Source organism: Haloarcula sp. CBA1131, assembly GCF_008728975.1.
GTDB lineage: Archaea > Halobacteriota > Halobacteria > Halobacteriales > Haloarculaceae > Haloarcula > Haloarcula hispanica.
This window is the reverse complement of sequence record NZ_RPCY01000001.1, coordinates 166,335-187,696: the sequence shown is the minus strand read 5'-3', so window position 1 is coordinate 187,696 and position 21,362 is coordinate 166,335. Positions and strand designations below refer to the sequence as shown.

At 62.2% G+C, this 21,362-nt stretch carries 13 protein-coding genes and 2 pseudogenes; 4 read left to right on the top strand and 11 right to left on the bottom strand.

Features of this window, described 5'->3' with window-relative positions:
- The first annotated feature begins 36 nt into the window (after positions 1-36).
- Positions 37-1,248, top strand: coding sequence for a cation:proton antiporter (locus tag Har1131_RS00975; protein WP_151144667.1), 1,212 nt, complete (start codon positions 37-39; stop codon positions 1,246-1,248).
- A gap of 22 nt (positions 1,249-1,270) precedes the next feature.
- On the opposite strand, the gene Har1131_RS00970 is transcribed toward Har1131_RS00975, so the two are convergent.
- A complete protein-coding gene (locus Har1131_RS00970; protein ID WP_151144657.1) occupies positions 1,271-2,311 on the bottom strand; it encodes a zinc-binding dehydrogenase in 1,041 nt (346 codons plus the stop codon).
- A gap of 474 nt (positions 2,312-2,785) precedes the next feature.
- Here Har1131_RS00970 and Har1131_RS00965 point away from each other — a divergent pair, with 474 nt between their 5' ends.
- Positions 2,786-2,980: a XapX domain-containing protein gene (locus tag Har1131_RS00965; protein ID WP_004518274.1), complete on the top strand. Its 195-nt coding sequence runs from the start codon at positions 2,786-2,788 to the stop codon at positions 2,978-2,980.
- Between the two features lie 84 nt (positions 2,981-3,064).
- Here Har1131_RS00965 and Har1131_RS00960 read toward each other — a convergent pair whose 3' ends face one another.
- Both Har1131_RS00960 and Har1131_RS00955 read right to left on the bottom strand, forming a co-directional pair.
- Entirely contained in the window at positions 3,065-3,784 is a 720-nt protein-coding gene (locus Har1131_RS00960; RefSeq protein WP_014039283.1) for a hypothetical protein, read from the bottom strand.
- 3 nt (positions 3,785-3,787) lie between these two features.
- Positions 3,788-7,243 (bottom strand): CehA/McbA family metallohydrolase, encoded by a 3,456-nt coding sequence (locus Har1131_RS00955; protein ID WP_151144654.1) that lies wholly within the window; start codon positions 7,241-7,243, stop codon positions 3,788-3,790.
- Between the two features lie 342 nt (positions 7,244-7,585).
- Here Har1131_RS00955 and Har1131_RS00950 point away from each other — a divergent pair, with 342 nt between their 5' ends.
- Together Har1131_RS00950 and Har1131_RS00945 are read left to right on the top strand one after the other, a co-directional pair.
- Entirely contained in the window at positions 7,586-8,512 is a 927-nt protein-coding gene (locus Har1131_RS00950; protein WP_044951612.1) for a nucleoside hydrolase, read from the top strand.
- Between the two features lie 313 nt (positions 8,513-8,825).
- Positions 8,826-10,514 (top strand): bifunctional UDP-sugar hydrolase/5'-nucleotidase, encoded by a 1,689-nt coding sequence (locus Har1131_RS00945; RefSeq protein WP_151144651.1) that lies wholly within the window; start codon positions 8,826-8,828, stop codon positions 10,512-10,514.
- 293 nt (positions 10,515-10,807) lie between these two features.
- Here Har1131_RS00945 and Har1131_RS00940 read toward each other — a convergent pair whose 3' ends face one another.
- The 8 genes and pseudogenes from Har1131_RS00940 to Har1131_RS00905 all read right to left on the bottom strand — a co-directional run bounded on the left by Har1131_RS00940 (position 10,808) and on the right by Har1131_RS00905 (position 21,163).
- The gene (locus Har1131_RS00940; RefSeq protein ID WP_225308067.1) at positions 10,808-11,965 is read right to left on the bottom strand and encodes an iron transporter; all 1,158 of its coding nucleotides are present in this window, start codon (positions 11,963-11,965) and stop codon (positions 10,808-10,810) included.
- Between the two features lie 87 nt (positions 11,966-12,052).
- The gene (locus tag Har1131_RS00935) at positions 12,053-13,360 is read right to left on the bottom strand and encodes a Tat pathway signal protein (protein WP_151144648.1); all 1,308 of its coding nucleotides are present in this window, start codon (positions 13,358-13,360) and stop codon (positions 12,053-12,055) included.
- A gap of 152 nt (positions 13,361-13,512) precedes the next feature.
- A pseudogene (locus tag Har1131_RS00930) lies at positions 13,513-14,687 on the bottom strand (mandelate racemase family protein).
- A gap of 102 nt (positions 14,688-14,789) precedes the next feature.
- Positions 14,790-15,649 (bottom strand): annotated as a pseudogene (locus tag Har1131_RS00925) (MBL fold metallo-hydrolase).
- A gap of 44 nt (positions 15,650-15,693) precedes the next feature.
- Positions 15,694-16,776: a D-xylose 1-dehydrogenase Gfo6 gene (gene gfo6, locus Har1131_RS00920; RefSeq protein ID WP_014039291.1), complete on the bottom strand. Its 1,083-nt coding sequence runs from the start codon at positions 16,774-16,776 to the stop codon at positions 15,694-15,696.
- Positions 16,777-17,506: 730 nt separating this feature from the next.
- Positions 17,507-18,952 (bottom strand): aldehyde dehydrogenase family protein, encoded by a 1,446-nt coding sequence (locus Har1131_RS00915; RefSeq protein ID WP_014039292.1) that lies wholly within the window; start codon positions 18,950-18,952, stop codon positions 17,507-17,509.
- A 734-nt stretch (positions 18,953-19,686) separates the two neighbouring features.
- On the bottom strand, positions 19,687-19,875 hold the full coding sequence (locus tag Har1131_RS00910; RefSeq protein ID WP_014039293.1) for a hypothetical protein: 189 nt from the start codon (positions 19,873-19,875) through the stop codon (positions 19,687-19,689).
- A 385-nt stretch (positions 19,876-20,260) separates the two neighbouring features.
- Complete coding sequence (locus Har1131_RS00905) at positions 20,261-21,163, bottom strand: M48 family metallopeptidase (protein ID WP_225308065.1); 903 nt, start codon at positions 21,161-21,163, stop codon at positions 20,261-20,263.
- Positions 21,164-21,362: the final 199 nt, after the last annotated feature.

The following is a 21,362-nucleotide window of genomic DNA, read 5'->3' as shown; positions in this document are numbered from 1 at the left end:
AGATGCCTGTAGCCGGCTCGTTGGGGGGCTACCGCCGTGGCTGACCTGCTCGGTATCGGCGTGTTGTTCGCCGCCGTCGCGGTCGCTACCCTCGTCGCCGTGTGGCTGAACAAGTCGGTGATTCCGTTCTACATCATCATCGGGATGGTGCTGTCGCCGTCGGTTGCGGGGCAATTCTCCGTCGCCGGCTACGGCCTCCCCGTCGTCGAGTCCTCCGAGTTCATCGAACTCGGCGCGGAGCTCGGTATCGTCTTCCTGCTGTTTTTCCTCGGGCTTGAGTTCAATCTCGACCGGCTGCTGGACCGCTGGGAGCGCATCACCAGAGCGGGGACCATCGACCTCGCCATCAACTTCGGTGCCGGTCTCCTGCTCGGGTTCGCGCTGTTTCGCGACCCGCTCGCGGCCTTTCTGGTCGCCGGCATCGTCTACATCTCCTCGTCGGCCATCATCACGAAGTCGCTCATCGACCTCGGCTGGATCGCCAACGACGAGGCCGACCCGTTGCTCGGGACGCTCGTGTTCGAGGACCTGGTCATCGCTGTGTATCTCACGATAGCCGCCGCTCTCGTCGCCGGCGGGTCCGACGTGGGGGCCGCCGTGACCTCCGTCGGCGTCGCGCTCTCGTTCATCGTCGCGCTCCTGCTCCTGGCCCGCTACGGGACGCCGTGGTTCGAGCGGGCCCTGCAGACGAACTCGAATGAGTTCACAGTGATACGAGCCGTCGGCATCACGGTTCTCGTCTCCGGCATCGCCCTCGCTATCGGCGTCAGCGAAGCTGTCGCTGCCTTTTTCGTCGGGATGGCCTTCGCCTCGACCACCCACACACATAAACTGGAGAACCTGTTGGAGCCTGTCCGCGACACGTTTGCGGCGGTGTTTTTCTTCTGGATCGGCGTCGAGACCGACCCCCGATTGTTCGCAAGCGTCGCGGGGCTGGTCGCCGCCGCTGTCGTCGTCACCACGCCGACGAAAATCCTGTCGGGCTATCTGGGCGGCCGCGCGTACGACCTCGACCCCCGTCGGTCGATACGCGTCGGCCTCGGCATGGTCACTCGCGGCGAGTTCTCTCTGATCATCGCCGCCGTCGCACTGACCGGCGCAGGCACGTCGCTGTCGTCCGAGCTAGCCAACGCCGTCTACTCCTTTACTGTCGCCTACGTGCTCGTGATGAGTATTCTCGGGACGATGCTGATGCAGTACTCTGCTCCCTTCGAGGACTTTGCAACGGCCCGCTTCGGGGCGGAGTAACGAGAAAAATGTGGGGGCGGCCCTACAGTTCGCTGTCGGGAACGACGACGACCTTCCCGAAGCCTTCGCGGTCCTCGATTATCTCGTGTGCCCGAGCGATCTCGCTCATCGGCAGCGTCTCGCGGACTCGCGGCTCCATCTCTCCTTGCCAGACCAGATCAAGCACTTCGTCGGCCTGCCCCGGGGTGGCCATCGTCGAGCCGATGACCTGCAACTGGTTCCAGAAGATGCGGTTGATGTCCGTCTCCGGGTTGCCGCCGGTGGTCGCGCCGCAGGTGACGACCCGGCCGCCCTTGACGAGGCTTTTGAGCGAGTCCTGCCATGTCTGTGCGCCGATGTGATCGACAACCATGTCGACGCCGCGGCCGTCGGTCAGGTCCCGAATCTCGCTCGCGAAGTCCGCCTCCTCGTAGTTGATGGTGTGGTCCGCGCCCAGTTCTTCGGCGTAGTCGAGCTTTTCCTGGCTGCTGGCAGTGGCGAACACCTCAGCGCCGGCGTGGTCGGCTATCTGGACGGCCGCGTGGCCGACACCGCCGGAGGCACCGAGAACGAGAACGGACTCGCCGGCCTTCAGGTCGCCGCGGTCACGGAGCATCCGCCAGGCGGTCTGGAACACCAGTGGCGACGCGGCGGCCGTCTCCCAGTCGACGCCCTCCGGGACTGGCGTGAGATTCTCCGCTGGCACGGCGGCGTACTCGCTGTGGACACCCCGGACGTGCTCGCCGATGATGTGGAAATCAGGCGCGAGCGTCGGGTCGCCCTTCCGCGTGAACTCGTCGCCACCGCCGCTCTTGCCGGCGAGGACGGTGACGCGGTCGCCCGGCTCGAACCGCGAAACGCCGTCGCCCACCTCGTCGACGACCCCGGCGGCGTCACTCCCCGGGATGTGTGGCATATCGAGGTCGATGCCGGGGAGCCCGCGACGGGTCCAGATGTCGAGGTGGTTCAGTGCGGCCGCCTTCACGTCGATGACGACCTCGTCGCGGCCCGGTTCGGGGTCGGGAAACTCGCCATACTCGAGCACATCACGATCGCCGTGACTGTCGAACTGAACGGCTTGCATCGTCATCACTTCCCGTGGCTCGCTTATAAACGCCAGCCTCCCGGAGGCTATTCTGGTTGTCGTCGCCAGTGTTCGGTCTACCAGCGCCGCTCAATCTGTGTCTATTGCTTATTCTATTCTGTCTATGCACTGTATGGTTACAGAATACACATCTTCTCTCTATCTAGCCGACTTCTATTATTATCTATCGTATATGCGGCCATATCAGCCTGAGATACTGTGGATATCTGGAGATAAAAACACAAAAGACGCTAATTCAGATATCTGAGCGTCCTTCTCGGCCTTGCAACACTGTCCGGGCTTGGTGTGTGCTACTACTCACCACTGCTGGCTCGATGAGGAGCATACTTATCGCTCGAACCCGTTCTCTACGGCACCAATGACACACACATCAAACACACCCACTGGTCGCTCTCGGGCCGTTCCGACACGCGACTGCGTGGCTCCTCGCTGTGGGACAGCGGTGACCGACCGATGAATCTCTCGCTCGTTATCGTCGCGACGATGACTGGCGTCGCAACCGGCGTCGTGTTCGGACTGCTTGACGTTCCCATTCCGGCCCCACCGAATCTCGCCGGTGTCATGGGTATCCTCGGAATCCTCGTCGGCTATCGCCTCATCGAGTACTTCGACGTCGGCGTCAGCCTGCTGTCGTTGCTGAAGGTCTGACGACGATAGAGCGCTTTTCGGACCTGAGCGTCCTAGCTTCTCGCTACCAGAACGACAGTGACGGCAGTGACGACACTGCCGCCGTCAGTGGTCCGCGTGCTCGGTTCCGTTGTGGTGCTGGTGAGTGCTTTCGTTCTCGCCGTGGTCGGTTCCAGCCTCCCCGTGATCGTGATCGCGAGTGAGGCGGCCGTGGTACGTGTCGAGCGTCCGTTCGAGGAGCGCGGTCCGCGTCTCGTGGCCCTCGACGACCGGTTCGACCCACCGCGATTCGGTTCGCCAGTAGCCCATCACGTCGCCGGACGGCTCGATCACCTCCGCGTCGAGGCCCTCGACCCCCCAGTCGTCCGTGTACGCCTGGATGAACGAGACGACGACCGTCTCGATGCCGGCCGCGAGTTCGTGGCCGCGCGTGCTCTTCGTGACGTACGTCAGCCTGACGCGGCTGTCTTCGACGGCGAGCGAGTCGATGTCGACGAACCACTTCCGCAGGTTGGACTCGAACGCGGCCAGTTCGGTGTCGGCAGTACCGTCGGCTTCGTCGTCGCTACCTGCGTGTTCGTTGCCGTGGCTGTGTCCCTCGCCATGGTCGTGACTGCCGTCTGTGTGCGTGTGGCCGTGCGCCTCGTCGTGATGTGGCCCATCGTCTCCCTGCGCGGGCGTTGGCGTCGAGCCGCCGGCCCCGATGTCGTCCGACTGGCTGTTCTGCGTCCCGCCGAGGCTGCTACAGCCTGCGCTGGTCGCCGCAGCCAGCGCGAGGGTTCCGAGGAACCCACGCCGACTCCGTCGCTGGCTGGTGTCCCGCATGAATCAGGTCCTCCGTCGTGTTGCGAGCAGCGCCGCGCCGACGAGCGCGAACAGTGTGACGACGGCGGTGAACCCGGGTCCGGACGCGGCGGTCGTCTCCGACTCCGCGGTTGCAGTGTCATCCGCTGCTGTTGCCGCTGACTCGCCCTCGGTGTCCGCCGGCGTTGCAGTCCCCGTAGTGCCGCCGGATTCGCCGTTGCCGTCAGTCCCGGATTCGGCCTGCTGGTCGGTCGAAATCCAGACCGGGCTGGTCAGCGCTCGGTCGCCGTCCTCGTCGACGACGCGGAAGGCGACCCAGGCGTTCCCGTCGATGTCCACGTCAGTGCTCATGGTGTCGTTCGTCCCGTCGAGCGTGACGTTCGAGACCGTCGTGCCGTTCCGGATGACCTCGGCGTAGGCCAGTTCGTCGAGGTTCCGGACCGTTGCGGACGCCTCTACGGACGACCCGGCGGTCGTGTTCACGGTCTCGCCAGGCATCCTGTCGTCGACGGTGAACTCGACGGCGGGACCGTACGTCGCGTACGTATGTCCGTCTTTCACGGACTGGGCCCACTTCTCAGGCGTGACGGGTCCCTCAACGTATGCCCGCGTGCGGGCGGTGCCGTATTTCGCCGGGAAGCACTGCGAACAGTGGTCGTCGCTGACACCGGTCGCCGTGATCTCGTAGCCCTCGTTCCAGAGGGTGAACAGCCCCTGAACGCTGGCAGCGTCGGATTCGCCGTACGGACCGTTGTACGCCTCGATGGCGTCGACCATCGGAAGGTACTCCTCGTGTTGGCCGGGCGCACTGTCGAGGCTGACAAAGCGGTCACCCGGATGGTTGATCTGGAACACCGTTGCGTTGTGTCGGTTCCGGGACTCCTCGATGAACTCCACGAGGTTCCCGTCGGAGTCGACCATCTCCTCGCCGTGCATCGGGTAGGGGTTGAAGTGCCCGAGGTCACCGGTGGTTATCTCTTCGCTCCGGATGAACATGATGTCGCGCTCTGCGGCCTGTGACTCCATCGAGCCCCAGCCGCCGATGGCGTTGTGGTCGGAAATGAACACCGCGTCGACGCCCGCCGATTTCTGGATGGCGACGAAGTTGTCGATGGGCGTCTTGCCGTCGAAGCTGACGCTGCTGTGGGCGTGGGGATCGATGCCGACCCAGTTGCGTTCGCTGGGGTCCAGCTCCTCGGTGAACGTCGCGTTGACGCTGACTTTCTCGCCGGGCGTCACCGAGATGTTCTTCTCGACTGGTTCGGCGATGTAGCCGGTCCCGTGGTTGAACACCAGCGTGTAGTTGCCGGGCGGAAGCTGGAACGAGGCCGTGCCGGCCGGCGTCGTCCGGGTGTAGACGGTCTGGACCGCGGTGCCGCCGTCGAGCACCGTAATCCGGGCATCGGCGGGACTGACCTCGCCCTCGTCGTCTATCGTTGCGGTGACGTTGACGGGAGCCGGTCCTTCTAGCGAGTCGAAGTCGGCGGTTGTCGTTTCGCCGCCGCTGACGGTGACGGACTTGGGCTCTGATGCTGCGAACCCGCTGGCATCGGCCGTCAGCGTGTACTCACCGGCGGGGAGTTCGAGTTCGTACGTTCCGGTCTCCGACCCGACGGTGTAGGTGAACGCGCGGTCGCCCTTCGAGGCGGTGACTGTGGCCTGTGAGACGGACTCGTTGTCCGTGCTTTCGATACTGCCAGTCACCGTCCCTGTCTCGGTTCCCTGCTGCTTGTTGTAGTACTCGCTGGTCGCGCTACTTGAACCGTCCTCGCCGACAAAGAGAGCGAACTCCGCTGACCGCGTTTCGCCGGGGTCGAGACGGTGTTCGAGCCACGGGTCAATCCAGGTTGTGGAACCCGTGTACGAGGTAAAGGAGTCGTTCCCGCCCCAGACGCCGTAGCTCACGCGGTCACCAGTGAGCGCGGCCCAGGGCTGGTCGAGTGTGTCGGCACTCACTGGCGGCGAGCGCGTCTCCTCGATTCTCCCCGAACCGGGGAGCCAGGTCGACTGCCCCTCGGAACTCAGTGCTGCCCCGCTCTGGAGACGCTCGGAATCATTGACCGGAAGGCGCTGGTCGCCGCCGTTCTCCATCGTGGTGTTGATCCAGATGTGGCTGGAATTGGCCGGCAGCGTGTACGTCGTCGTGACTGAAACGTTCGGGTTCGTACTGACGTGGCCGGTCGCGGTGACGACTGCTGCGTCGTTCGGACCGGTTGCGTTCTGGCGCTCGAAGGACTCGTAGTTCGGCCACGTTCCGAAGTTGTTGAACGCGAACTCGGCGACGCCGATCTGGTCGGTCGTCAGCCCGTACGCGTTGGCGTCGTAGATACCGCCCGGCAACGTGCCGAAAGGACCGTTAGTTTCAGTGCCGATAGCGGCGGCGACTTCGCTGTTTTTCAGGACGATGGTCTCGTTCGCCGGCGTCTCGCCGCCCTTGATTTGCTCGCCGGTGACGGCGACCGGCCTGTCCGGTCGCTCGACGTGGCCCGACGAGGCCAGCCACTTCACCGTTCGGAAGAGGAACGGCCGCGTATCGGTCTGCTGGTGTTCGGCCTGCCACTCGTCGGTGAGATACGTCGTGAGCGACTTCTGGCTGCCGAAGGCGACGACGCGGCCGTTGTCACCGATGTCCCACGTCGCGGCCGCACCGACGATGCGCTCGCCGCGGGGGTACTCTTTCTCTGTCGTGGAGTAGGTGTACTCGTAGGTATCGCTGTCACCGTACAGCAGCGGGGCCTGCGTCCCGTTTTCCGTGTCGGTGACGTTGAGACTGACCCCGTCGTACTCTACGGTGTCGACGTTGTTCATTATCGGATGGCGGCCCGTGTTGTGCAGGATGACCCGCCACTCGTAGTCCTCGACGGTCTTGTTGGTCGGATCTTGAACGTTCCGGAGCCACTTGTCGCTCTCGCCGTTGAAGTGGAGGCCGTACGGGTCGGTGATGTCGTTGAGCTTGCCGGCGTGGCCCTGTAGTGGTGAGGTCCAGTCCCCGACGACGAACAGGCTGCCGCCGTTTCTGACGTACTCGTCGATTGCATCCTGCTCGGCCTCGCTATAGGCCGTCTGGGGGACGGGAATGATGACCACGTCGTAGTCCGACAGCCCGCTCGCGGCCGAACTGTTCCACGAGGTCAGCCCGCCGGTCGTCGACCGTTTCGTGTCGACATCGTACCCGCGTTCGCTGAGTCGGTTCGCGAACTTCGTGAATGTCGAGCCCTGATGACTCCCGTCGATCAACACGTCGACGCCGGCACCGCTGTTGTTGAGATCGACGGAATCATCAGGAACCGGACAGCTCCCGTCGAGCTGACAGGTCGCCCCACCAGCCGAAGCCGTCTGTGTTGCTGTCTGACTGTTCGCCGTTGCTAGCTCGTTTTGTTCGCTCGGTGCAGCAGCGGCGCTTCCGAGGAAGCCGGTGCTGACAACCGACAAAACGAGTAGTACGCTGAGTAGTACTGGCCGTATGTGATTTCTATCCATCACTTCCTGTACAGTATTGTGACTATATAGTTAAAATTTATGATAGACGCACTGTTGCCGGATACTGACTGTTCTCCGTAACGAATGATCGACTTTCCCCCTGAGCTGTGGCCCGGACTTCGGGGATGGATGAACCCTCAGCTGTCCCCCAGTATCGCACCGCTTGGGCAGTATAAGACGGCTTTGGCGGACACACCTGGTCTGTCGGCCACACATTCCGACACACGGATTGTGGTAGCGACGACGGCCCGACAGATCGCCCACAGGTCTGTCTCCGGCGGTGTCCGTGTCACAACCGGTACGTACCAGCTTTTAAGACCCGATGGGCGGAACTTCGGAGGTATGTCACGCAAAGTCTTCTTTGATACGGACCCTGGCTGCGACGACGCGGTCATGCTGGCGATGGCGCTCGGTCACGATGCAATCGACGTTGTCGGTCTCTCGACTGTCTGCGGGAACACGACTATCGAGAACACGACGCGAAACGCCCACGCGATACTGGGCCTCGGTGGCTACGACGTTCCGGTGTCCCGGGGCTGTGGGCGTCCGCTCGTCGACGATCTCACGACCGCCGAGTGGATTCACGGCGAGAACGGGCTCCACGGCGACATCCCCGACGCCGACGGCGACACGCGGGACATCCACGGGGCCGACGCAATCGTCGAAGCCGCCCACGAGTACGGGGACGAACTGACGATCGCAGCCGTCGGTCCGCTTCCGAATCTGGCGATCGCACTGGCCAAGGAGCCCCGGTTACCCGACCTCGTCGAGGACATCTATCTCATGGGTGGGGCGGCGATGACGACCGGGAACGTGACGCCGATGGCCGAGGCCAACTTCCACAACGACCCCGCGGCGGCCAGCCGCGTCCTGCAGGACGCCAACACGCGGATGGTCGGCCTGGACGTGACCAACCGCGCCACCGTCTCCCCCGAGTTCATCGAGGAGTTCCGCACGGCCGACGGCGTCCGCGGAACCATCGCCGAGTGGCTCGACTACCGACCCGACTCCGGGACCTACCCGCTCGCCGACGCACCGGCTATCCACGACGCCGCCGTCGTCGCCGATCTCATCGACGAATCGGTACTCACCTTCGAGGAGTACCACATTGAGGTAGACACGACCGGCGGTCCCTGCCACGGGGCCGTCATCTGTGACGAGCACGGCACGACCGACAACGACCCCAACAATCGTGTCGCTGTCGACATCGACGTCGACCGATACCGGGACATCCTTGAGACGGGCCTCCAAGCCTACGCGACGCAGTAGCGACCGCTTGCTGTGTCGGTTCTGCTATTACAACGCCCTGATAACACCCGTGAAACTGTCTTCGGGGCGAAAATCCGATGAGCCGACAGCCTGAAGCCACGGAAACCAGACCACTGAGGCGCGGACTGCTCCACCGCTGCAGCACGAGTGTGTCCGAACTTGCGCTACTGTGCTATTGCCGACCGAATGCCAATATGGCACAAGTCTGTGATTCACTTTGTGCAATATTACCACACCAGCGTCTGTGTGGATTATTTGTTGTAGTTCCGTCAAATTAGCACCCAGCAAACATTTTATATAAACGTTCAATCTAATGTATGCTGTGTCACGAAGCAACAAAGAAGACCTAGAAGCCGCTTCAGCGGACCGATCGGAGAACGATACGACGAACACACCAGTCGACCGGCGGAAGTTCCTCTCGGCTACTGCTGCACTCGGCGTTGCGGGAATCGCCGGCTGTGCTTCCAGTTCCGACAACGGCACCGAGCAGACCGACGAAGCATCTACAGATGCTGAGGAGACCACGACCTCATCTGGCACGGCCGAGAGCACATCTGAACCTGCAACGGGCGAGGTGACGCTCGTCCACGACACCCACGTCCACGGCAGTTATGGCGACCTCGAAGAGGCGGCGAACATCGCTACCTACTTCGACCTGATGAATCAGATCGCGGACAACAACGACCACTCAATAAAGGTCGGATCCGGCGACGACCTGGCCACCTCTATTCTCTCCGCACAGTTCGACGGCAAACACATCGTCGACGCGTTCAATGAGGGCGGGCTGGAGTTCGACACGTTCGGGAACCACGACTTCGACAGAGGGCCGGACGTGTTGCGGGACCGCATTTCCGACAGCGAGTTCCAGTGGGTGAGCGCGAACGCCCGCAACGCACAAACGGGCGACGTGTTCGGCGCTGAACAGGGAGCGAGCCAGTACGAACTCGTTTCGGCCGGCGATGTGACTGTCGGGCTCACGGGCATAATCAACGTCGAAGCGCCGACGATCACCACCATGGGCGAGACGACGGAGGTCCCGGGCCTCGAAGCCCCGGTCGAGGAAGTCGTGACCGAAATGCGGGACGACGGCGCTGATCTTGTCGTCGTGCTGTCCCACGTGGCAAGCCCGGCCGCCGTCGAGCTCGCGGAGTCTGTCGACGGTATCGACGCCATCGTCGGCGACCACGCCGCGACGTTCTCCGAGGAGCCCCAAGTCGTGAACGACACGGTGCTTTCCTTTGTTGACGACGAGTACGACTACCTCGGCGAACTGACGCTCACTGTCGAAGACGGGGAGCGAACCGACCACAGCCTGACGGTGTACGACACCGCTGCCGCGGTTGATGAGGGCCGCGTCGAACCGCACCCAGGTGTGTTCGAAGTCGCGGAAAGCTACGAAAGCAAGCTCAGCGACGAGCTCGACGTCGTCATCGGAGAGACAACCGTCCCACTCGATGCCCGCGAGGACACTGTGCGTTCCGAGGAGTCAAACTTCGGGAATTACATCGCCGATGCGCTCCGCAGCCACGGCAACGCGGACGTCGCAATCCAGAACGGTGGGGGTATCCGGACCGACGAACTCTACCCCGAAGGGGACATCACGAGACGAATGGTCTACAGCGTCCTCCCGTTCGGGAACAACCAGGTGACCATCGAGGTCACCGGTGAAACGCTGGTCGAGGCACTGGAGCTCAGTTCGACCGGCGGGGGCGGATTCCTGCAGGTGAGCGGTATGCGCTACACATACGACCCGGACAAATCGAAGGGCGACCGCGTCACGGAGGTAACAGTCGGTGGTGAGCCACTCGACACCGAAGCGACCTACACCGTCGCAACGAACGGCTTCACCGCCACAGGCGGCGACAGCTACACGATGTTCCAGGACGCCCCGAGGATTATCGACGCGAAAGAGGGCGAACTGCTGTCGGTCATCGTCGAGGACGCAATCGAGGAGGACGGGACGATTTCGCCGTCGGTCGAAGGCCGAATCAAGACAGAGTAGCTACGAACATGGATTCGCTTGGCCGACCATGATTGTCTCGCCGCTGTGTGCGGCGTGTCCTACACTGGGCCGCATCGCCGTCGTGCGCTCTCTCGGCGTCGGTCGTCTGGCATCCCAGCGCCCGCCTTCCGTGCGATGGTTGTAGCCGGGTTCCGTCGTCTCGGCGGTAGCAGATTCTCTCCCGATGTGGCACTCTGGCCCGGAGTTGCATCTCGATCGTAGCTGACAGTACACGGCCAGGCCATGTCTGGCGTGAGAACTGTCATCTCCTCGCTGTGTCCCCGAGTAGCCCCCTACGTCCCGTCTCCGAGCGTGAGCGTCGTGTCGTCGAACTCCAGAAACGCAGTCTGGTAGCCGCGATGTCGCGCGACCTGTGGCGGGGCCCCGACCGAAAGCGTCACCTCGTCACCCATCGCGATAGCAGGGAACGGGGCACCGTAATGATACCCCAGCTCGGGGTGAACGGCTGCCTTCAGTGGCTCGCGGACCTCCTCGCCGGCGTTGGCCACAGTTGCTCGGAGACCCATGAACGGGAGGGGATACTGGTTGTACGGCGTTCGAGCGGACACGGCGAGATACGGACCAGAGCTGTCGATTCCGGCCGGAGCCCTACGCAGCACCTGCACCACAAATTCCGCAGCACCACTTTCGATGATCCCGCCGTGTTCACCCGGTAGCGACGCTGCATCCGCCAGCCTTCCGTCGGGCTGCATATCCGTCTCCATCGGTTCGAGCGCCCCCGCTTGTCCCACCTCGTCGACGAACCGCTCGCGAATGTTGTTCGTGATGTCGGTTCTGAACAGCAGGTCGAACTCGGCGTCCACCGCGTCGGTGAACCGCCCGTGATACTCCCCTAACTGCCGCGCTGAGACCGGGTCAAACGAGAGTTGCACCGTGTACTCTCCCTCCTCCGGAAACGCGACGTTGTCCCCGAAGTGTGGGCCCATCTGCTGGGACAGCATCGGCCACAGCGACTTTTCGGTCACACTGTCGCCGCTCGCGGCATCTCGAACCTCGACAGGCGGGCTACCCAGCGGGATGCGCTGGTTGTACTCCGGGTCCCACACGGTTGCCATGAGATGCAGTCCCTGCCCGTCCTCGATCTGTACGTAACTCTTCTCCTTGCCAGTTAGTATCCAGAAGTCGTGAAGCAGTGTATAGGACATCGCCACCATATACGGTCCTACCTCCGCCATACCGACCATCCGCATCCCGTCTTGATGTGCCGGGATGTGCACTAATGGCCGTTCCTGGGCAGACGCTGTCGGGAGCTCATTTCCCCGTCCCTGTTCGGTTCCCTCGGGCGTCGATTCGGTACCGCCAGGTGCAGCCTCGGACGGGGTCTCGTCCGCGGCGTCATCCCCCGTTGCACAGCCGGCGACACTCACCCCAAGTGCTACCCCGCTCGTAGCGATGAAGTCCCGGCGCGTCGGGTTTCTCCTGGGCGACATGGTATCCCTCTGCTCTCGGAAAGGATAAAAAACCTTGTCAGGGATAGACCGTCGCCGTCGTTCGGGCGGACTGTGGGGCCGGCTGGGTCACGACGGACGGGGGAACGAGCGTTTCGAGCGGGGCGGGAGCAAGTAGTTCCCGCGTCGAACCGTCGTAACGTATTGCAGTATCCCGTTGTTGTTCTTCGTACCGACGCCGCCGACATTCGCAACGTCGTCGCCGTTCATGGCGTTCCGGGTCCGGATAAAGTCCGTTATGCCCTCCTGAAGACTGAGGAAGTGTACTCCGGTTTGGCCATCGTCTACCGTCGCGAAATCGCGCCGGAGGAGCCGTGGGTCACCGCCCTCATCTCGTGCACGCGCGAGTTTCTGTGCGTGCCCGACCACTCCCTTCTCAAATGCGTCGTCCTCGACTCGGTCAGCGACGCCAGTCTCCGCTACGAGCGACGAATCACCGAGGTTGTCGCCCACGCCCTCGACCAGGTTCTTCGCTGCGTGCGTCGCCGAGAACATCTTGGCGACGCGCTGTTCCCGGGAGTCTTGGTTGTACCACTGTTCCAGTTCCGTGTGTAGCATTGAGAGGTGTTGCGTGGTCCCGCCCGCGAACGGCCCCTCCGCGATCGTTACGCTGTCTTCCGTCGCCTGATTCTGTCGAAACCCCGATTTGAAACCCATGAACAGCGGTGCATCTTCGGGGACCGCGCCGTCCGGAACGCCATCCACGTCGTCGTGTTCCGCCGGGAGCCCCGCACCGATAAACCCTGTCCGTCGGTCGATCAACTCGACCGTCCCGTCTATGGTTTCGGTGACTTCGCTCCCGTTTGCGGTCTCCAGCTCACCGAACAGCGCTTGCTTGGCCTCCAGCACCGCCGAAGCGTGGTCGCTTGCCAGATGAACGAGGAGATCCGGGGTATCGAACGACGGGTCCTCGAAAGGGGCCAGCGCCGCTGGCTGTGGCAGGTCGACCAACTCGGAGAGCGGTTCGTCATACCGGTCGAAGTACGCTGGGGAGTAGCCGACAGTAAACAGAAGCCCGTCAGACCCCCACCGATACGTCTCCTCTAGCTCGCGAAACGCGTTCTCCGCTTGTGTCCGGTCGCCATCATTGACCGGTCCGTCGCCAACATAGTCGGCCAGCAACAACACATGGTGCCGAGCCGGCACCGGATTCCCGTGCTCGTCGGTTCGAGAGAACTCGTTCCACGCGTGCTGTCGACTCGGTAGTTCAGCCTCCGATTCGGTGCCAGCCGGCCGGTCGGTACCGCGGTCTGTCCCTCCCGCCTCCGTTGGCTGCCCCTCCAGGTCGAGGCAGGCTGCGAGCCCTGTCGACCCTCCGAGGGCGACGGCTGCGCGGAGCGTTTCCCGGCGGGTCAGGGTCCTGTCTCCGTCTGTCATCAACTACTATCCGTTCGGACGATTCCGGCATAAGTATTCGCCTGGGACCCAACAGGACGACGCTCGGCGGCCTGTCCCCGCGAACGACGAGACGGCTCGCTACTGCGGCAGTCAAAACGGACGGAGTGCGCTTACCGGGAAAAACAGTGCCGCTATTCGTAGATGTGGACGCTCCCGGTGGTGTTGTCCTCGATGTAGTCCCAGTCGTACTCCACGCCCAGGCCGGGGCCGTCGGGGACGCTGACTGTCCCGTCGTCGTCGACGGCGTCCATCAGGTCGGAGTAGCCGCCCTCGTACACTGGCGGCTGGGTGTTCTGGCAGTCCGGGTGGACCAGCGCCATCTCGTAGTAGTTCGAGTTCCGGCAGGCGGCGATGCAGTGGCGCTGGGCGGGGCCGGGTGCGTGGAACTCCACGTCGAGGCCGTACGCTTCGGCCATGCGAGCCACCTTGATCGCGCCGGTGATGCCTGCATCGTACTCGGGGTCGGCTCGGAGGAAGTCAGTCGCCTCGCTTGCGGCGAAGTCGGATTTGATTTCCAGTCCGCGGATGTGTTCAGTCTGGAGGATCGGCGTGTCGAGTTTCTGTGCCAGCTTCTTGTGGGCGTGCTGTGAGATACCGCCGTCGCGGAACGGGTCCTCGTACCAGAAGAAGCCCTGTTCATCGAGCGCCCGGCCCAGCTCCAGCGCGTCGGCGAACGTCTCCAGTTCGCAGGCAGGGTCGTGCATCAGGTCCATCTCGTCGCCAACCGCTTCGCCGACGGCGTGGACTGCCTCGACTTCGCGGTCGAGACTTCGGGCGTCGTCGCCGCCGCCCCAGCCGTGAATCTTGAAGCCGCCGAAGCCCTCGTCGCGGCACTCCTCGGCGAAGTCGGCGAAGGCCTCGGGCGAGTCCAGCCCGCCCGCGTCGTCGCCGTGGTACGTCGACGCGTAGGTGGGGATACGCTCGCGGTAGGTCCCCAGCAGTTCGTGAATCGGTGCGTCGTAGTACTTGCCGGCGAAGTCCCACAGCGCGATGTCGATTGGGCCGATGCCCATCCGGTCGTACTTCCGGAGCGCGCGCTTGCATTCGGACCAGTGCTTCTCGCGTTTCAGCGGGTCCTTGCCGATGAGGTACTTCGCGATGATGTTGTACTGGGCGGCTGCCGGCGAGTTCCCGCCGACGTACTCGCCCGTGATTCCCTCGTCAGTGTGAATCTGTACGCCGAACAGTTTCCGCGTGGTTGTCTCGCCCGGCGCATAGACCAGATTGAAGCCGTGCTTGTCGGTCCCGACGTCATTAAGGGGTACTCGAACTCTCGGCTTTCGATCCTCGTTATCGTTGGCGACATTTGCCGGACATACTGTGGTGGGGATATTAAAGCTACCCCGCGACAGATACGCCGTCTCTGTTTGAGCGGCCGGCACAGCAGCGACCGGAACCACGGTCTCACTCAGTCCAGCGCGTCAATACGGCGAATACCGGCCTCACCCAGCCGAACCGAACAGCCGATGTACAGCGGCTCGATGACTCGGGGTAGTCGAACGACACCGCGTGCTCGTGGAGCACCTTCGGGTCGCCGGCTTCGCCCTGCCACATATCGTGATGTGAGGGGAGCAACCGGGATAGCTGGAGCTGATTTGCGGCCTCGATAATCTCGTTTTCGTCCATGTACCACTTCGTTCTGACACCGCAGTCCGGCTCGGGCTCGTAGATAGAGCCGACGGTGCCAAACGCCAGCGCGCCCACGTCGATGTCGAACTGTTCGCCGACGTCGGCAAACGCCTCGGCAGGCCGGCTATCGCCGGCGTGGAAGAACGTCCCGGCGTCGTGCTTGATGACGTACCCCACCGGTTCGATGGCGTCGGGGTCGTTGGTGCCAGTAACGTGAACGGTGAAATCGCCGACAGCGAACTCGTCGCCGACGGTGATTTCGTTGCGCTTCTCGTCGGGCACCCGCATCTCACCGTCGTAGTCCGGAGAGTCGTACGACGCCGACGGCGCATACAGGTCCGCTCCGAGGTCCTCGACCAGCGGGCCGTACGACGGCGGGTGCATGTGGTCGATGTGTTCATGTGTGACGAGCGTGGCATCACACTGGGTCGCGTCGGCGGGGTCCATCGGTACCGGAATCATGCGGATGAGGTTCGGCGGGTCGCCAGTCCCGAAGTAGGGGTCGATGTACAGCGTCGTCGACTGCGACCGGAGTACGAAGCCGTTACAGCCGAGATACCAGATTACGACGCCATCGCCGGGGTCTGTCGCCTCTATCTCGTCGTGGACGAACCAGTCGTCCCACGTTGACTGAACCATGCGCCGAACTACGCCTGGCCGGGTCAAAAAATCTCGTACCGCATTCAGTCGAGTGTGACTGTCGACTCCGTCTCGGAGGCCTCGTAGATTGCCTTGATCGTGTTGATGTCGACGAGGCCGTGTTCACCGTCGGCGTAGGGCTCAGTGTCGGTCAGCAGACAGTGGGCGAAGTACTCGAACTCTTCTTCCATCTGATCGATCTGTTCGAAGTCGATGTCGACCGTCGTTCCCTCGTGAGAAAGCTGGAGCGCGCGGTCGTCCCAGGGATAGAAGGCCGGTTCGACGCGGACCTTGCCCTCGGTTCCGAGTACGGAGATGTGACTGTCGAGATGGGCGTTCTGGCTGGCTGTACACATCGCGTACATGTGGCCGGGGAAATCTAACTGGAACGCGCCGTGTTCGTCTGGCACGTCGGCGAACTCTTCCTGTACCGATGCGACAGTCCCCCGGACGGCCACGGGGTCGGCATCCAGCAGGAATCGGCTCGTGTTCAGCGGATAGAGGCCGATATCCATCACGGCACAGCCGCCGGAAAGCTCCCCGTCCAGCCGCCACTGGTCGGGGTCGGGGACGAGTTCGAGGATGGGCTCGGTCATATTCCCGTGGACGAACAGCGGTTCGCCGATGTACCCTTCGTCGATGAGGTCTTTCGCCCGCCGGACGGCTGGCTCGGTGTGCATCCGGTAGGCGATCATCAGCGTCGCGTCGTGTTCGTCACAGACCTCGACCATTCGCTCGGCGCGCTCGATGGTGGCCTCCATCGGCTTCTCACAGAGGATTGCCTTCCCCAGTTCTGCCGCCGTCTCGACGTAGGGGAGGTGGAGCGCGTTCGGGGTGACAATGTAGACGGCGTCGTACGCGTCGCTCGCAGCCCCGTCGTGGAACTCCTCGTAGGTGATCGCGTGTTCGACTGTCTCCGAATCAGCGGCCACATCGGCCGCCTTCTCGCGGTCACTGCTGACCAGCACAGTCGTTTCACAGAGGTCCCCCGCGTCGACGGCGGGCATCGCCTGTTCGGTGGTCCACCAGCCGACGCCGATCATCGCGAACCGTACTGGATCGTTGGTCTCTGTCTGTTCCTGCCAGTCTCGACGGTCGAATCCTCCCGTGAGCGCGTCAACGTTCATGCCACTGCCATCGACTGGCTGGATATTATCTTTTGTGTTGGCACGCCCGTGTCAGCTCCCGCTGTTCCAGAGTAGCGAATGGTAGTTCGTCTGTTGAGTAAACTAGTCCCAGCAGATGACATAGATGTTTGGTATTATGGAACGATATGACAGTCTCACCCGCAGATATTCTACAGCGACCCGTCGATAATCCGGGCGGAAAATACTGTTTCACGGGCCGTCTGTGGACTGTCTTCGTCTACGCTCTCCGGTTTCCGTATCGAGAATAACGACAGTACAACCGTTACGGGAACATTCCATAATACTGAACGGACTGTCGAGGGCGGAGCGCCACGGTTCGTTTGACAAGGGGGCCGCTTCGAAGCTCCGCCCCGCTCGCTGTGTTCACACGGGGTGTCTACAATGACTGCCAACGACAGAACGGCGCTGCGCCCAATCGGATACCGGTCCCGTTTCTCGCCGTATTCTGACCGGGCCGGCTAGTGGCACTTCGCGGTAGTGAAACTTGCTTCGGATGCCGGGGCGCTAACAACGAGAGTGGAACGTCTGTACGGGACAGACAGTGTCGATGCTGGGACCGTTCCACCATCGTCGGCCGGTTGGGCTACGACCATGACTTTGTACGCTCGCTCTTGCGGTGGACAAGAGCAACAGGATATTAAGAATAATACTATATAACTTTATTGTAACAGAAACTACACTCCACCGTCAGCGACGGTGGCCGCCTCGATTAGCTGTTGCGGTACACCGTCTTGATGTAGCTGAAGAACTCCAGTCCGGCGTCACCCTGCTCGCGGTAGGTGTTCGTCGAGGAGCGCTTGAGGCCGCCGAAGGGAACGTGCAGTTCCAGTCCGGTCGTCTTCTCGTTGACCTTGACCACACCAGACTCGGAGCGCTCGATGAACTCGTTTTCCTCCTCGATTCGGTCGGTCACGATGCTGGCCGAGAGCCCGTAGTCGATGTCGTTGGCGACCTCGACACCTTCGTCGAAGTCGGAGACAGGAATCACGGCGAGCACCGGCCCGAACACCTCTTCCTGTGCGATGCGCATGTCAGGTTCGACGTCGGAGAAGACGGCCGGCGAGATGAAGTTCCCGGCGTCGTACTCGCCACCAGCGAGCTCTTCGCCGCCCGTTTCGAGGGTTGCTCCCTCCGACTGTGCGATGTCGATGTACTCCAGGCTCCCCGCGAGCTCGTCCTCACTGACGTGGGGACCCATGCCGGCCCGGTCGAGGCCGTTTCCGATCTCGAGCGACTCTGCATAGTCGACGACGGCGTCGAGGAACTCGTCGTACACGTCCTCGTGGACGATGGCCCGGGACGTGGCCGTACAGGCCTGGCCCGTGCCGCCGAAGGCCCCTGCTCCGACGATGTCGGCCGCTTTGTCCACGTCGGCGCTCGGCATGACAACGGTCGGGTTCTTCCCGCCCATCTCTGCCTGCGCGCGCTTCCCGTTGCTTGTCGCCTGTTCGTAGACGTGCTCGCCGACGGCCGCGCTGCCGGTGAACGACACTACGTCGACATCCTCGTGGGTGGTCAGTCGCTCGCCGACCTCGCTACCGGGGCCACAGACGAGATTGATAGCGCCGTCCGGAATCCCGGCCTCGTCCAGCGCCTCGACGATCATCGCGCCGACGGTCGGCGCCTGCATCGCGGGCTTGATGACGACGGTGTTGCCGACCGCAAGCGCCGGGGCGATCTTCCAGGCCGGAATCGCGATGGGGTAGTTCCACGGCGTGATAAGCGCCGCGACGCCCATCGGCTCTTTTTTCGTCTGCAGACCGGCGCGGCCGCCGCTTGGCTGTTTGACAGTGCCGCCGAAGTCGCGGGCCTTCTCCGCGTAGTAATAGAAGATATCAATCGCACGCTGTACCTCGCCCTCGGCTTCGCCGAGCGGTTTCCCCTCTTCGCGGGTCAGCGTCTCCGCAAGCTCGTCTTTCCGGGACTTCAGGATTTCACCGGTCTCACGCAGGAGCACGCCGCGCTCCGGGCCAGACATTCCGCCCCATTCGTCTGTTGCTTCCGCCGCGGCCGCGACCGCTTCGTCGGCGTCCGCCGCCGAGGCCACCGGAACCGTGCTGACGACGTCAGTCTCGTCTGCCGGGTTCGTGACGTCCTGTGTCTCTCCGCTCCCGGTCCACTCACCGCCGATATAGTTCTCATACGTCTGCGTCATACGTTTGATTCATCTCATTCCCAATACTTACGCGTTTCCCATCCTTCGCTGTGCCGCGTCGTTCGACGGTATGGAACGACCGGTGGGTCACGGGGGAATGCTGGATAACAGGCACCGTAGCCAGTGTACCCAGCGTCGCCGGTCCAACCCCGAATTCGCGATGCCCGACTCACAGCGGAACCGCAATTGAAGGCACTAAAATAGCTACCGCTGTCAAACAGCACGACAATACGATCTGTGTGTTGCCAGATCTGTCACAACGTCAGCGTGGCCGCGTTGCGGTATCTGCGTTGCTTGGAAATTACTATTCGTCGGTCCGTACCGGTCTCCCTGAGCTATTCGCATTCTGTTGCCGTGTCGCTACGACTGATCGCTGCTGCGCCTCCTCCTAGTATATAAATCCATCTCATAGTATAACATGTGTATGTATGTTATTGATCCGCTGCTGGTAGTTGCTGGACTGGCCGCCGCCCGAGCCGCTCTCCCGACATTTGATATAGCGGTATTTAATTTATAGCGATAAACAGCACCGACGAAAAAATATCAGCCAATGCGCTGTAGTACGCCCAAAGGCTCTTGAACCGGGTCGAATCTACCACACGAACGGTGCCGGTGTTACCCTCAGATTTCAGAATATGGGTAACAAGTGGACAAGTGTGAACACAAATACTGTACTACTCTCTCCAGAATTAACTATTTAGTACTACCAGATGATACTGACGCCCGTACCGAAATTAAACCCGGGCCAACTCGTCGCTGTCCACTCTTTCGAGAAGGGCGTCAACAAGTGCGCTCTTCCGGTGTGAGACCAGCAGATGGCAGTAAATGTCGTCTTCGCTGTCCGCACCACAGTTACACAGCGGGCATCCGTATGTGTGGCTCTTTGCCCCCTCGGTCGCTCGCTGCGGGATGCTGGCTTGCATATGCGGATGTAAGGGCCTTGCCGAACATAGCGGTTTCTAGGACCGCTATGTTGCTCTCAATGTGCATATAGAGACTCTCCCCGTGTCAGCCTCAGACGCGACACATCCGGCTGCTCACTCACCTCGACGAGATTGGTGTACAATGTTCGTATCCCTCTCACGCCTCAAACGAGACTGTCGTTGGTCAGACACGCCAAAACCGACGTGTTTCGACCGGTATCTACCACGAAGAATACCGATTCTTAGTCATATATCTCCTATATGTTTACTGAAATGCAAGATATATCTCTAAAAGAGCTAGTGTGCATATACTACGGCGCTACCGACCGTCGCTGAACGACGCAGCTACCGACGGCTGCCTGACGACTCACTCACCCTCGCGGAACTACCGTGCTGCGATCTCCTGTAGCCGCTGTATCCGTTCGTCTATCGGCGGGTGCGTCGATAGGAGACGTGACAGCTCGCTGTGAACGTATAACTGTCGCAGGAGACCGGTCTCCGGCTTCGACGCCTGCTCGATTTTCGTGAGGGCTCGGGCGAGTCCAACGGGATTCCCCGTTATCTCGATCGCGCGGTCGTCGGCTGCCAACTCTCGACGCCTGGAGTAGCCGAGTATCAGCAGCGTTACCGCGAACCCGAGACCAGCAACGACCTGTAGCGCGTACTGCTGTGCCCGCCCGAGCCAGGAACGCGACCACGACGACGGGTCGCCGCGAAGCAACGCGAGCGAACGGGCGATACCGCCGGTTAGCACCACGGTGGGGAACACCACGAGGCCAGCGAGCCCGACAAACGTCTGGACGAGGCTGTACGCGACAGTCTGAACGAGCGCGTCGCGGGTCTCTAAGTGTGCGAGTTCGTGTGCCAGCAGCGCCTCGAACTCCGTCACGGATAACAGTTGGAACAGCCGCCGGTCGACGACGATGACCCCAGCGCCGCCGCCGATGGCGAACGCGTTCGGGATCGGCAGCTCCGCCAGTAGCAACGTCGGCGTCTCGACGTCCATCTGATCGACGAGCGTGTCGAGGCGGCGGTAGACCTCCGGCACACGCGCCCGCGAGAGTTCGACTGCGTCGAGAGACCGCTTGAGCCGCGCCGTAGCAGCCCAGTAGTTCACGATGCCGAAAACAATTGCCGTCCCGATAACGACCAGAGCGGCTGTCAGTGGTGACGGACGGCTGTCCCACACTGGTAGAAGCAGCGCGTACCCCACGTATGCCGCCGAGAGATAGACCAGCAACGACAACACTCCGACGACGGCCATGAGGAGCCGTCGGGTCACAGCCATGTTCGTCGGTACGCCGCTGTGCGAAAAAATCGCTTCGGTGGCGTCACCACTGTTCCGTCCTTCGAATACTGCGATGCCAGTTTCGCGGCCATCGAGGATTTGATATAGCGATATCGAATTTACTTCGGCTCCAAAAACGGAATACCTACTTCGCCGGACCGGCGACAAATCAGCGTTTCAGGCCTTGCTGCCGGTGATA